Source organism: Rhodococcus sp. KBS0724 (genome assembly GCF_005938745.2).
Lineage (GTDB): Bacteria > Actinomycetota > Actinomycetes > Mycobacteriales > Mycobacteriaceae > Rhodococcus_F.
The window spans coordinates 3,127,106-3,140,731 of record NZ_VCBX02000001.1 but is presented as its reverse complement, the minus strand read 5'-3'; the positions used below and the strand labels follow the sequence as shown (position 1 = coordinate 3,140,731).

11 protein-coding genes are annotated in these 13,626 nt (G+C 64.0%); all 11 read right to left on the bottom strand.

Annotated elements, in window-relative coordinates; translation table 11 throughout:
* Positions 1-5: 5 nt before the first annotated feature.
* Positions 6-2,024: a primosomal protein N' gene (locus FFI94_RS14500; protein ID WP_138868479.1), complete on the bottom strand. Its 2,019-nt coding sequence runs from the start codon at positions 2,022-2,024 to the stop codon at positions 6-8.
* Between the two features lie 25 nt (positions 2,025-2,049).
* Positions 2,050-3,264: a methionine adenosyltransferase gene (gene metK / locus FFI94_RS14495; RefSeq protein ID WP_138868478.1), complete on the bottom strand. Its 1,215-nt coding sequence runs from the start codon at positions 3,262-3,264 to the stop codon at positions 2,050-2,052.
* A gap of 176 nt (positions 3,265-3,440) precedes the next feature.
* Positions 3,441-4,736 (bottom strand): bifunctional phosphopantothenoylcysteine decarboxylase/phosphopantothenate--cysteine ligase CoaBC, encoded by a 1,296-nt coding sequence (gene coaBC, locus FFI94_RS14490; RefSeq protein WP_138868477.1) that lies wholly within the window; start codon positions 4,734-4,736, stop codon positions 3,441-3,443.
* The gene (rpoZ, locus tag FFI94_RS14485; RefSeq protein ID WP_138868476.1) at positions 4,733-5,032 is read right to left on the bottom strand and encodes a DNA-directed RNA polymerase subunit omega; all 300 of its coding nucleotides are present in this window, start codon (positions 5,030-5,032) and stop codon (positions 4,733-4,735) included. The genes coaBC and rpoZ overlap by 4 nt, the downstream gene beginning before the upstream one ends.
* A 73-nt stretch (positions 5,033-5,105) precedes the next feature.
* Positions 5,106-5,702 carry a guanylate kinase gene (gmk, locus tag FFI94_RS14480; RefSeq protein WP_092808094.1) on the bottom strand — a complete coding sequence of 199 codons (597 nt, stop codon included), beginning with the start codon at positions 5,700-5,702 and terminating at the stop codon, positions 5,106-5,108.
* Between the two features lie 60 nt (positions 5,703-5,762).
* Positions 5,763-6,083 (bottom strand): integration host factor, actinobacterial type, encoded by a 321-nt coding sequence (mihF, locus tag FFI94_RS14475; RefSeq protein WP_033232153.1) that lies wholly within the window; start codon positions 6,081-6,083, stop codon positions 5,763-5,765.
* Positions 6,084-6,453: 370 nt separating this feature from the next.
* Positions 6,454-7,662 (bottom strand): glycosyltransferase 87 family protein, encoded by a 1,209-nt coding sequence (locus FFI94_RS14470; protein WP_260684125.1) that lies wholly within the window; start codon positions 7,660-7,662, stop codon positions 6,454-6,456.
* Positions 7,663-7,719: 57 nt separating this feature from the next.
* Positions 7,720-8,541, bottom strand: a complete 822-nt coding sequence (pyrF, locus tag FFI94_RS14465; protein WP_138868474.1) for an orotidine-5'-phosphate decarboxylase — start codon at positions 8,539-8,541, stop codon at positions 7,720-7,722.
* Complete coding sequence (gene carB / locus FFI94_RS14460) at positions 8,538-11,894, bottom strand: carbamoyl-phosphate synthase large subunit (RefSeq protein WP_138868473.1); 3,357 nt, start codon at positions 11,892-11,894, stop codon at positions 8,538-8,540. Before carB ends, pyrF begins: the two co-directional genes overlap by 4 nt.
* Positions 11,894-13,069 carry a glutamine-hydrolyzing carbamoyl-phosphate synthase small subunit gene (gene carA / locus FFI94_RS14455; RefSeq protein ID WP_138868472.1) on the bottom strand — a complete coding sequence of 392 codons (1,176 nt, stop codon included), beginning with the start codon at positions 13,067-13,069 and terminating at the stop codon, positions 11,894-11,896. The genes carB and carA overlap by 1 nt, the downstream gene beginning before the upstream one ends.
* Positions 13,066-13,617: a transporter gene (locus tag FFI94_RS14450; protein ID WP_138873188.1), complete on the bottom strand. Its 552-nt coding sequence runs from the start codon at positions 13,615-13,617 to the stop codon at positions 13,066-13,068. The genes carA and FFI94_RS14450 overlap by 4 nt, the downstream gene beginning before the upstream one ends.
* Positions 13,618-13,626: the final 9 nt, after the last annotated feature.

The window sequence follows — 13,626 nt, the reverse complement described above, 5'->3', positions numbered from 1 at the left end:
ATTCCTCAGCCGATTCGACGCGGGTCGATCTGAATACGCACCGGCCCCGAAGATTTGCGGGCGCTCCGAGCCGCGCGAGCGTGAGCCAGTGCGTCAGCCAGTGCCCGGCCGTCCTTGCGCGGAACCCGAATCAGCAGACGCTCGGGAGCTACCCCTGCCTCGTCCTCACCCGAATACGGAAGCCTCTCCCCCGCAGGCAATTCCACGGGCCCGAGAAGAACTGCACTGGCGGGCAGATCAGCGGAAGCCACCAATTCGGCAATCGCGGCGCTACCGCCGTCGATTGCCGCCAGATGCACGGCGGGCGGAAAGCCGACCTCGTCGCGTTCGTCGAACTGACTGCGGGCGTGGCCGACCGGATCCCACCGCACCAGGGCCTGGACCGTCGGGATTCCCGAATCCGCGACGACAACTACCTCGCCTCCGTCAGAGAGCGGAATCACCAAGGCGGCAGCCGACATCCAGCGTCGCAGCGTCTCTTCTTCGGCGCGAAGGTCGGCGCGACCGAGCAATGCCCACCCGTCGAGCAACAACGCAGCACCGTAGCCCCCGGTCATCACCGGTTCTGCGCCGACGGTCGAGACCACCAGCGCGGGGCCTTGGGCAACTTCCTTGACCACATCGCCGCCACCGGACAGTACGACCTTCACCCCGGGAAAGGCGCGGCCGAGTTCCTCAGCTGTTCGGCCGGCCCCCACCACAACGGCACGAAGTGCTTTGGCTCCGCAGGCATGGCACCGGTAGGCCGCGTCGGCGACGCCGCACCAGCGGCACTCGGGAATTCCGGCGCCGTCCGGCCCGGCGGCAGACGGCAACGCCAACGGCCCGTTGCAACGACGGCACCGCGCCGGTGCCCGGCACTTCCCGCAAGCGAGCGTCGGAACATAGCCACGACGCGGCACCTGGACCAACACGCCACGGCCGTCGGCCAATGCGCGCCTGGCAGCGGCAAAAGCGATCGCCGGCAACCGTGCTGCCCGCGCTCCTGGGTCGCGGGCCAACGCCTGATCGCTGTCCGCCAGTGCAGTGATCTTGGGCGAGCAGTGCCGGACCACATCGCGAGCGGCAACCAAATCGTGGGCCCACCCGGAATCGACGAGCACTTGAGACTCCGCGGTTCGGGAGAACCCACCGATCACCACGGCGCACCCCGCCACATGCGCCCGCAACACCGCAGACTCGCGGGCATGCGGGTACGGCGAGCGCGGCTCAGACAAGTTGTCGTCGCCGTCGTCCCACACGACAACAAGTCCGGTGTCCGGAGTGGGGGCAAATACGGAACTTCGTGTACCGACGACGATGCGAGCACTTCCGCGTAGCGCCGCAAGCCACCGCCGATAGCGCATGGCCGGGCCAAGTCCCGCTGAAAGCCCCACTACCGCTTCAGGTCCGGATACTTTCTCGCACGCGGCAAGGACTCGATCGAGATCACGCTGATCCGGAACCACGATGACCGCACTCTTGCCTGCCGACGCCACTGAGCCCGCGAGTTCGGCCAACCGCAGCGGCCAGTCTTCACCGGGCAATGCCTGCCACACCGCTCGCGGTGCGCGCAGTTCGCGGACGGCGGTGACAAACGCGTCGCCGTAGTGATAGAGGTGCCAGCCTCGTTCGTCCAGAGTGGGAGCGGCAATGTCGCCGCTGGGTTCCCACGGCTCGCCCTCGACCTTGGCATGGCGCGGCGGGACGGCTAGCCGGAGCACGTCCGCCCGGGTGCCTGCGTAGCGCTCGGCGACGCGGTCGACCAACTGCGCTATTTCGTCGGTGAGGACTCGCTCGGCGGAGATGACACGTTCGAGCCACCCGAATTTGCCCTGATGATCACTTGTCGCCTCGCGGGAGACGATGAAACCGTCGACCAGACGACCAGCAAAGCGGATGCGCACCCGTACACCGGGTTGCGCATCCGCTTCGAGTTCACGGGGAACGAGGTAGTCGAACTCTCGATCGAGGTGGGCGAGCGGGAGCATCGGGAGTACCCGGGCTACCGGATCGACCTCTGCCGCTACTCTTTCCGCGCCCACCCGCGCCCCGTCTGTACGTCAGTTATCAGAGACCTGCTGCGCTGCGCAGCTTGTCCGCACGATCGGTGCTCTCCCACGGGAGATCGATATCGGTGCGTCCGAAGTGACCGTACGCCGCGGTCTGCGCGTAGATCGGGCGCAGCAGATCGAGATCGCGGATGATCGCTCCCGGACGCAAGTCGAACACCTCGGTGATGGCCTGCTGGATCCGAGCCGGATCGGTCTTCTCGGTGCCGAACGTCTCGACGAACAAGCCGACGGGAGCAGCCTTGCCGATAGCGTAGGCAACCTGAACCTCGATGCGATCGGCGAGGCCGGCCGCAACGGCGTTCTTGGCAACCCAGCGCATTGCGTATGCAGCACTGCGGTCGACCTTTGACGGGTCCTTGCCGGAGAACGCGCCGCCGCCGTGGCGAGCCATGCCGCCGTAGGTGTCGACGATGATCTTGCGTCCGGTCAGACCAGCGTCGCCCATCGGACCACCGAGGACGAACTTGCCCGTCGGGTTGACGAGCAAACGAACGTCGGAGGTATCCAGATCAACGACATTGACGTCGGCAAGAACCGAGTTGAGCACCTTCTCGCGAAGGTCAGGGGTCAGCAGGTTGTCGAGATCGATGTCTGCGGCGTGCTGGGTGGAGATGACAACCGTGTCGAGGCGAACCGGCTTGTCACCGTCGTACTCGATGGTGACCTGAGTCTTGCCGTCAGGACGCAGGTACGGCAGAACGCCGCTCTTGCGAACCTCGGTCAGACGACGCGACAGGCGATGAGCCATCGCGATGGGAAGCGGCATCAGTTCCGGAGTATCGGTGGTGGCGTAGCCGAACATCAGGCCCTGGTCGCCGGCGCCCTGACGGTCGATCTCGTCGTCGAGGGTTCCGTCGACGCGAGCTTCGTGCGAATGATCAACGCCCTGAGCGATTTCCGGGGACTGCGCACCGATCGCGACGTTGACACCGCACGAGTTGCCGTCGAAGCCCTTGGCGGAGCTGTCGTACCCGATTTCGAGAACAGTGTCGCGGACGATCTTGGGGATGTCGGCGTATGCCGTGGTCGTGACCTCACCGGCGACGTGAACCTGGCCCGTGGTGACAAGAGTCTCGACGGCGACGCGGGCACGCGGATCCTGCGCGAGGATCGCGTCGAGGATGGAGTCGCTGATCGCGTCACAGATCTTGTCCGGGTGCCCCTCGGTGACGGACTCGCTGGTGAATAGCCGACTGCCGGACTTGCTCACAGATCTCCCTCTCGACGCCTTAAGTTCATGACTACAGCTTATTGAAATAACGCGACCACCGTTCGGAGGCCGTTTTGTCGCTTTATTCAGGGTGTAGCTGCGCCGACGATATCCGTTGAACGCCCGGCGCAACACCCTTCCGCTCACCCGAAATGGGTGAGAAGGCCCTCACCCTGTCAAGGGAATAACGTGACCAACGCATCCAGTACGCGGCTGGCCATCAACGCTTTCGAACCGTGTTCCAGTGCCGACTCGGATCCGTCGGAGCCGAGAAGCCAACCGTCGTTGTGATCGACTTCGAACGCCTTGCCCTCACCGACTGCATTGACCACGAGAAGGTCGCAGCCCTTGCGAGCGAGTTTCGAACGGGCGTAGCTCAACACGTCGCCGTGGGCGTCGCCGGTCTCGGCTGCAAATCCGACGATGACGGTATCGCCGGCAAGGTCACCGGCCCGACGCGATTCCACGAGGCCGGCAAGAATGTCCACGTTGCGAGTGAGGCTGATCGAGTCGGGTTCGTTAGCGCCCTTCTTGATCTTGCTTCCCTCCACCGTGGTGGGCCGGAAATCGGCGACGGCGGCGGCCATGATGATGCCGTCCTGTCCGGGGGCATGCTTCTCGACGGCCAAACGAAGATCGTCGGCTGTCTTGATGTGGACGACGTCGACCGCTGCCGGATCCGCGAGATCGGCCGTGTACCCGGCGATCAACGTGACCTGGGCGCCTCGCTGCGCAGCCAAGCGAGCCAGGGCGTACCCCTGCTTGCCCGAACTGCGGTTGCCGAGGAAACGAACCGGATCGAGGGGTTCGCGGGTACCGCCGGCTGTGACCAGAACTCGACGACCTTCGAGGTCACGAGGCAAAGCGTCGCTGCGCTCGAGGAGCAACGACGCGAGGCCGACGATCTCGTCGGGTTCGGGTAGCCGACCGGCGCCGGTGTCCTTGCCGGTCAATCGTCCGGATGCCGGTTCGATCACGTGCACTCCGCGTGAACGCAGTGTCGCGACGTTGGACACCGTCGCGGGGTGTTCCCACATCTCGGTGTGCATCGCCGGAGCGAACACGACGGGGCAGCGAGCCGTCAGCAGTGTTGCGGTCAACAGGTCGTCGGCTCGGCCCATGACGGCACGTGCCATCAGATCGGCGGTGGCCGGCGCGATGACAACGAGGTCCGCTTCCTGTCCGAGTCGGACATGCGGCACCTGCGGTACGTCGGCGAAGACACCGGTATGCACCGGATTGCCGGAGAGCGCCTCGAAGGTTGCTCGGCCGACAAATTCCAGTGCGGACTCGGTGGGAATCACGCGGACGTGATGACCACTCTCGGTGAAACTGCGGATGATCGCACACGCCTTGTAGGCCGCGATACCTCCGCCGACACCGACAACGATGCGTTTACGCGCCGTACCGGAAGTTTCCGCTACTCCCCCGGTGCCCGAAACCGATCCGGGAGCGGCAGACGACGTGCTCACTCGCCTTCGGTGTGCTCGAGCAGATCAGCGTGGATTTCGCGCAGCGCGATGGAAAGCGGCTTTTCCTGCAGACCCGGCTCGACGAGGGGGCCGACGTACTCGAGGATGCCGTCACCGAGCTGGTTGTAGTAATCGTTGATCTGGCGAGCACGCTTGGCCGAGTAGATGACCAGGGCGTACTTCGAGGAGGTGCGTTCGAGCAACTCGTCGATCGGCGGGTTGGTGATGCCGAGCGGAGTGTCGTAGGCAGGCAGAGCGCCCTGGCTTGCGGTGGACGCGGCTGAAGTGCTGCTCACTCTTGTGTCTCCTGAATTAGATCTTGAATGAAGGCCTACATGAATCGATTTTATGCACCTGGATGGATGAAAATCAGTTCCCAACCAACAAGGATACCAACTCATCGCAAGCACGGCTGACATCCTCGTTCACGATGACCGTGTCGAACTCGTCCTGGGCGGCCAATTCGACTCGCGCCGTCTCCAAACGCCTCGCGACAACCTCGTCGGATTCGGTGCCTCGTCCGGTGAGTCGCTGAACGAGAACGTCCCAACTCGGCGGTGCCATGAATACCAGGAGAGCTTCGGGTTTTGCCTTGCGTACCGCACGGGCTCCGGCCAGATCGACCTCGACCAGTACGGGTCGTCCTGCTTCGAGAGCTTCTTCGATCGGCGCCGCTGGGGTGCCCGATCGCTGCAGTCCGCCGTGAATGTCGGCCCATTCGAGGAGCTCACCGGAGTCGATCATCCGCTGGAACTCGTCGCGAGTGGTGAAGCGGTAGTCCTTGCCGTCCACCTCACCCGGGCGAGGATCGCGGGTCGTTGCCGACACGCTGAACATCAACTCGGGCAACCGGGTCCTCAGTTCGCGGACCACACTCGACTTACCGACAGCCGAGGGGCCGGCCAGTACAACCAGCCGACCCCTCCGCACTGCAGTCTTGCTCTCTGACACAGCCTCAGCACTCATAAGAAACTGTTTTCGCAGCGCTCATCACTACTGTTGCGCCAGTTTTTCTCACGGTTCGACTCAGACCTCGAAGTCGAACTTGGTGAGCAGAGCCCGACGCTGACGATCACCGAGGCCGCGGATGCGACGCGTCGGAGCGATCTCCAGCTCGGTCATGATCTCCTGAGCCTTGACCTTGCCCACCTTCGGCAAAGCCTCGAGCAGTGCAGAAACCTTCATCTTGCCCAAGATTTCGTTGTCTTCGGCGTCCTTGAGGACCTCTTTAAGGTCGGTGCCGCCACGCTTCAGGCGCTCCTTGAGCTCAGCCCTGGCCTTGCGGGCAGCAGCTGCCTTCTCCAAAGCAGCAGCGCGCTGCTCATCAGTCAACTGGGGAAGGGCCACGGTTCCTCCGTCTCGTCGTGTGCAAATTTTGTCTATTCCACTGGATAACCAGCAGCGATAGCGACCGTACTCACGCCTGGCGCGAATTGCTAACCCACCCCCCGCGGTCCGGTGCAGATCACGGTGGGTTATGCGCTCTGGAACGTATCTCGAAATCGATGTCCACGACATCGCGATCTCGACCGAAACAAAACGATATGAACGTTAATACGATTGCGAAATCAATTGTAGCACAAGACTTTTCGATAAATGGACCCGATATGACCCCGGGTTACCCCAGGCCTCGACCACACCGACTCCGGACGTGCCCGGCGCCACAGTCAAATTTTTCGACGCAATTCGACGCGTTTGCGCGTGTCGCGACCGAATCTCACGCCGAAAGTGAAGATTTCGGATCGCCGGCACTCGCGTCAGCATCGGTAATTCGGGCAGAACCCGGCACAACCAACGCCACCAGGACGGCACACGCAGCCCAGAGTAAAGAGTTCTCCAAGATGAAACCGACAACGGGGACGTCGAGGTCCGCTCCCACCCGCGGCAGCCGGAACAGCACCACTGCAGCAGTGACTGCAACGGCAGCCCACGACCACGCGGGAATGCTGCTTCTCCCCCGCGGCGGCGTCAAGAGCACGCCCACGGCCGGCACCAGCCACACGAAGTGATGGGTCCAGGCGATCGGCGTCACCACAGCGGCAAGCAGTGCGACCACGGTAAACGCCGCCAGATCCCCACGTAAGCGCTGCACACGCCGAGTCGCAAGAATCCCCAGCGCCGCCAGCACAACACACGTAGCCAGCCACACAGGCCCCACCATGCCGTCGGGAAGTACCCGCAACAGCATTCCGCGGAGCGACTGATTTCCGAATACCGCCGGATCTCCCACCGCAACGCGTCCCGACAGCGACGCGATGTCGGCGAAGTAGTCGATGCTCGCGCGCGGCAGAATCGCAAAACCGACGGCAGTGGCACCGGCAAAACCTGCGACGCCCCCGGCAAACGCCTTCCACTTTCCGGTGATGACGTAGTAGCCGAGGTAGACGATAGGCACGAGCTTGACGGCTCCGGCTATGCCGACCAAGACGCCCTCGGGCAGCCACTTCGGCCGCGCGAGGACGTCGATCAAGCACAGAAATGTCAGAAACAGTCCGACCTGCCCGTACCCGAGATGGTCCGAGATGGGCGACGCAATCGTCCACAGAATCAAAAATCCCACGTACACCGACAGCGGCCGCTTACGTGTGAGCGGCACTTCCCGGTAGCTCAGTGCGATGATCGCGGCCAGCATCAGGAGGCTGACAAAACTCCACGTCCACTGCATGAAACCCCACGTGCCGATCGCAACCGGGACGGCAACGACAGCGGCAAACGGCGGATACGTGAACGGCAATCTGGCATTGAACGTGCCGTCGTACAGGTTGGTGCCGTCCAGGACGGCCTGCCCCGCAGTGCGGTACACCGCGAGGTCGTCGCCGTGCACACCGGTCAAGGCTTGAAACGCGGTGGCCAACAACCCGCACACCACAACAAGCACCCCGACGCGCCACCAGCGACGCGCCCACAATCCGTCCAATCCGTTCACCGCAGGACGGTACCACCGCGATCCGACAGCACTTGACTCGTCGTGATCGCTCACGGATCAGTTCGCCAACGCTGCTTCGATCTCGTCCCGATCACGCCTGGCAGCCTCGCGGAGCGCCGACACCGACGGTCCGTGTTTGAGAACGCCGCGCGACGAATTCGGCAGGAGCAACTCCGTCGAACCGGCAAAGATCTCGGCCAGATCTGCGGCCGTGGCGCCTTGGGCGCCAAGCCCCGGAGCGAGGATCGGACCGTTGAAGTCGGTCAGGTCCAAGCCGTGATCGCGAGTAGCACCCACTACGAGTCCGACGGTGTCGCGGCCGTCAGCATTGGCGGCAACAGCGTCGTCGACGATCGACTGTGCCACCGACACACCATCGGCGGCAGACTGCTGCAATCCACCGCCCTCGGGATTGGACGTGCGCGCGAGTACAAAGATTCCGCGCGCATTCTCACGGGCAAGGTCCAGGGCCGGAGCCAAGGCACCGAACCCGAGATACGGCGACACCGTCACCGAATCCGAGGTCAGCGGAGATTCACCGAGCCACGCCTGTGCATACGCATCCATGGTGGAACCGATGTCGCCGCGCTTGGCGTCGGCCACGACGAGGGTTCCCGCGTCACGAAGAGCCGCAATCGTGTGCTCGAGGACGGCAAATCCCGCGCTGCCGTACGCCTCGAAAAACGCGACCTGAGGCTTCACGAGTGCAACCTCACCGGTGAATGCTTCGACACAGATGGCCGCGAACGTCGCCAAGCCGTCGGCGGAGCGGGGCAAGCCCCACGCGTCGAGGAGCGCCGGGTGTGGGTCGATGCCCACACACAGCCGCCCCCGGTCCGCAGTCGCGGACCGAAGGCGCTGACCCCAACTGAGGGTCACGACTGTGCGGACGGTTGGCGCAGTCCGGCGTGCAGTTCCTGCAAGGAGTGAACGCCGATGTCGCCGCGCAGAACAGCTTCGATGCCCTGAACGGCCGCCGAAGCGCCCTGCACCGTCGTGATGCACGGAATGTTCGACGCCACCGCTGCACTGCGAATCTCGTAGCCGTCGACTCGCGGGCCGGAGTTGCCGTACGGGGTGTTGATGATCATGGCGACCTCACCGCTACGGATCTGGTCGACGATGGTCACAGCTCCCTCAGGAACTTCTTCACCGGACTGCTTGTACACGTTGGTGCACTGGATTCCGTTGCGGCGCAGAACTTCTGCAGTTCCATCGGTTGCAAGGATCGTGAAGCCCAGGTCTGCGAGACGCTTGACCGGGAAGATCAGCGAGCGCTTGTCCTTGTTGGCGACCGAGACGAACACGGCGCCTTCGGTGGGCAGCGATCCGTAGGCAGCGGTCTGCGACTTCGCAAAAGCGGTGCCGAAGTCGAAGTCGATGCCCATGACCTCGCCGGTGGACTTCATTTCCGGGCTCAGCAGGGTGTCGACGCCGGTTCCGTCGGCGCGACGGAAACGGTTGAACGGCAGCACGGCTTCCTTGACGGCAATCGGTGCGCCGGCCGGGGTGTTGCCGCCGTCGCCCTCTGCAGGCAGGATGCCGCTGACCCGCAGTTCGGCGATGGACTCGCCGAGCATGACGCGAGCACACGCCTTGGCCAACTGAACAGCCGTCGCCTTGGAGACGAACGGAACGGTGCGGCTGGCACGCGGGTTCGCTTCGAGGACGTAGAGAATGTCGTCCTTGAGTGCGTACTGCACGTTGAGCAGGCCCTTGACGCCGATTCCCTTGGCCAGAGCCTCGGTGGAGCGTCGAACGTTCTCGAGGTCTGCGCGACCCAGGGTGATGGGCGGCAGCGCACAGGCGGAGTCACCGGAGTGAATGCCGGCTTCCTCGATGTGCTCCATGACGCCGGCGAGGTACACCTCGGTGCCGTCACACAGAGCGTCGACGTCGATCTCGACGGCGTCTTCGAGGAAGCGGTCGACCAGCACGGGGCGGTCGTCGGAGATTTCCGTGGCGCGGGAGATGTAGTTGGCGAGTGAAGCCTCGTCGTACACGATCTCCATGCCGCGTCCACCGAGGACGTACGACGGACGGACCAGGACCGGGTAGCCGATGCCTGCTGCGATGTCGCGGGCACCGTCGAACGTGGTGGCGGTACCGAACTTCGGTGCGGGCAGACCGGCTTCGGTCAGCACTCGACCGAATTCGCCGCGATCCTCGGCGAGGTCGATAGCTGCGGGGCTGGTTCCGACGATGGGAACGCCGGCAGCTTCGAGGCGCTTTGCCAACCCGAGCGGGGTCTGGCCACCGAGCTGGACGATGACGCCGGCAACGGTGCCCGACTGTGCTTCGGCGCGGTAGACCTCGAACACGTCCTCGAAGGTGAGCGGCTCGAAGTACAGGCGATCAGCGGTGTCGTAGTCGGTGGAGACGGTCTCGGGGTTGCAGTTGACCATGACGGTCTCGTAGCCGGCCTCGGACAGCGTCTGCGCAGCGTGGACACACGAGTAGTCGAACTCGATGCCCTGACCGATGCGGTTGGGGCCGGATCCGAGGATCAGTACCTTGGGACGCTCGGTCTGCGGAGCCACTTCCGACTCAGCGTTGGGGTCGAGTTCGTACGTGGAGTAGTGGTACGGCGTCTTGGCTTCGAACTCTGCCGCGCAGGTGTCGACGGTCTTGTAGACGGGGCGCACGCCCAGCTGATCACGCAGAGCGCGAACTGCATCCTCACCTGCGTGCGTGTCACCACCGAGTTCGGGGCGCAGAGCTGCGATCTGACGGTCCGAGAGGCCGTGGTACTTGGCCTGACGCAGCGCAACCTCGTCGAAAGTCTCTGCAACGCGCAGCTTTTCGCCGAGTTCGTGGATCTGCTGGAACTGGTCGAGGAACCACGGGTCGATCTTGGTGGCGTCGAAAAGCTGCTCGACGGTTGCGCCGAGGGCAAACGCCTTCTCGATGCCGTACATGCGGCCGTCCTGCGGAACGCTGATATCGGCAAGCAGAGCTTCGAGGCTCTCGGCCTCGACCTCGGGGCCCGTCCAGTATCCCGCACGCTTGGTCTCGAGCGAGCGCATGACCTTGCCGAATGCCTCGGTGAAGTTGCGGCCGATGCTCATGGCCTCGCCCACCGACTTCATCGTGGTGGTCAGCGTTCCGTCGGCGCCGGGGAACTTCTCGAACGCGAAGCGAGGAGCCTTGACGACGACGTAGTCGAGTGTCGGCTCGAAGCACGCCGGGGTTTCCTTGGTGATGTCGTTGACGATCTCGTCGAGCGTGTAACCGATGGCCAGCTTGGCGGCCATCTTCGCGATCGGGTACCCGGTCGCCTTCGATGCCAGTGCCGACGAGCGGGACACGCGCGGGTTCATCTCGATGACAACCAGGCGGCCGTCGGCCGGGTCCATCGCGAACTGGATGTTGCAGCCGCCGGTGTCGACGCCCACCTCACGCAGGATGTCGATGGAGAGGTCGCGCATCGCCTGGTACTCGCGGTCGGTCAGCGTCATCGCCGGAGCGACCGTGACGCTGTCGCCGGTGTGAACACCGACCGGGTCGACGTTCTCGATGGAGCAGACGATCACGACGTTGTCGCGACTGTCACGCATGAGTTCGAGTTCGTATTCCTTCCAGCCGAGGATGGATTCCTCGATCAGGACGTTGGCGGTCGGCGACGCAGCCAGACCGCCACCGGCGATCCGGTTGAGATCGTCGACGTTGTACGCCATGCCGGAACCGAGGCCACCCATGGTGAAGGACGGGCGCACGACAACCGGGTAACCGAGTTCGGCAACCGTGGCGTGTACTTCGTCCATCGTGTAGCAGACAGCCGACTTGGCGGATTCGCCGCCGACCTTGGCAACGATGTCCTTGAACTTCTGGCGATCCTCGCCGCGCTGGATGGCGTCGAAGTCCGCGCCGATGAGCTCGACGTCGTACTTCTCGAGGATGCCCTGCTCGTGCAGCGCCACTGCGGCGTTGAGAGCGGTCTGACCGCCGAGCGTCGCGAGGACGGCGTCGATCTTATTGCCCTGCAACGCTTCCTTGGCGATGACCTTCTCGAGGAACTCGGCCGTGATCGGCTCGACGTACGTGGCGTCGGCGAACTCGGGGTCCGTCATGATGGTCGCCGGGTTGGAGTTGACCAGGCTGACTCGCAGGCCCTCCTCCTGGAGGACGCGGCAAGCCTGAGTGCCCGAGTAGTCGAACTCGCAGGCCTGACCGATGACGATCGGACCGGAGCCGATTACCAGGATGTGCTTGAGATCTGTACGGCGTGGCATTAGTTCTTGACTCCGGTTTCTTTCCGTGCGGAGAGCAGGCTGGTGAAGCGGTCGAAGAGGTACGCGGCGTCGTGCGGGCCGGCTGCTGCCTCGGGGTGGTACTGCACCGAGAAGGCGGAGTCGTCCAGCAGGCGAACACCTTCGACGGCTCCGTCGTTGGCGCAGGTGTGGCTGACCACGGCGCGACCGAACGGGGTGTCGAATTCCTGGCCGGCTTCACCTTCGAGCGCGAAGCCGTGGTTCTGAGCTGTGATCGCGATGCGACCCGTCTGGTGCTCGATCACCGGGATGTTGATGCCGCGGTGGCCGAACTTCATCTTGTACGTGCTCAGACCGAGGGCGCGGCCCAGGATCTGGTTACCGAAGCAGATGCCGAACAGCGGCAAGCCCTGTCCGATGACCTCTTTGGTGAGGTGGACGGCGCCGTCGGCGGTGGCCGGGTCGCCGGGACCGTTGGAGAGGAACACTCCGTCGGCCTTCAGGTCGAGAATCTGCTCGAGGCTCGCGTTGGACGGCAAGACGTGCACGCGGATGCCGCGCTCGGCGAACATGCGCGGGGTGTTGGTCTTGATACCGAGGTCGATGGCGGCAACGGTGTACAGCGCTTCGCCACCCTTGGGCTCGACGACGTAGCCGCTGGTGGTGCTGACCTCGCCGGCAAGATCGGCGCCGAGCATGGTCGGCTGATCCTGAACCCGGCGGACCAACTCGTCGTCGGCGGCGATTGCCTCACCGGAGAAGACGCCGGCCTTCATCGAACCGCGGGTACGCAGGTGGCGAACCAGGGCGCGAGTGTCGATCCCGGCGATGCCGACAATTCCCTGCTCTTCGAGCTTGGCCTGCAGCGAACCTGTCGCGCGCCAGCTCGAGGTAACCCGAGAAGGATCGCGGACCACGTATCCGGCAACCCAGATCTTCGCTCCGGCACGCTCGCCGGTCGGTCCGACAGACTCGTCGTCCTCGTCGTTCCAGCCGGTGTTGCCGATCTGCGGCGCAGTGGAGACCACGATCTGGCGGTGGTAGCTGGGGTCGGTGAGCGTTTCCTGGTAGCCGGTCATTCCGGTGCTGAACACCGCTTCGCCCAGCGTCTGTCCAACTGCACCGAAGGTGGTTCCGCGGAACACCCGTCCGTCTTCGAGGACCAATACTGCGGGGCTGCTGTCAAAGCCGCTCATGCGTTCTTTCCGTTCTGCTCGATGTCGCCAGAGCTTGCGTCTTCATTGTTGTTCGTCTTGTTCGAAGCAGTAACCGGCTTGACCCAGTCCGGGTACACCAATTTGTCGTCGCCGCGCACACCCGTGTCGATCTCGGTTCCGCTCGGCAACTCCCAGCGGATGACCAGGACACCGTCCTTGCTCATCACCTTGCCTGCGAGGCCGTTCTCGGTGCGGATCGCGCGGATCGACTTCTCCGGAATCCAGATAGCCGACGCCCCGTCACGTTCGACCAGAATTCCGTTGGAGTAGCGACTGATCTCGCAGGTCGCCCGGAATCCGAGATCACCGACTGCAATGCGGTCCTGCCAGCTTGGCGCGATGGTGCTGCCGACGTACAGGCCGGTGGTGGGCATGACCAGCAATTCACCCAACGTTGCCGGTACCGTGGGCAGCTCGCCGATCTTGTCTTTCTGTCGTCGGGCGCGGCCACGCCAGCCGATGAACATCAGGCCGATCATCGCGGCCCAGAAGACCACCAGACCGACAATCCACAGAACTCGTTCCATCTCCATGAC

Excerpts from the sequence above, each read along its gene's own strand:
- FFI94_RS14450 (WP_138873188.1), bottom strand. The coding sequence starts at position 13,617 with ATGGAACGAGTTCTGTGGATTGTCGGTCTGGTGGTCTTCTGGGCCGCG.
- carB (WP_138868473.1), bottom strand. The coding sequence starts at position 11,894 with ATGCCACGCCGTACAGATCTCAAGCACATCCTGGTAATCGGCTCCGGT.
- gmk (WP_092808094.1), bottom strand. The coding sequence starts at position 5,702 with ATGAGTGCTGAGGCTGTGTCAGAGAGCAAGACTGCAGTGCGGAGGGGT.
- carA (WP_138868472.1), bottom strand. The coding sequence starts at position 13,069 with ATGAGCGGCTTTGACAGCAGCCCCGCAGTATTGGTCCTCGAAGACGGA.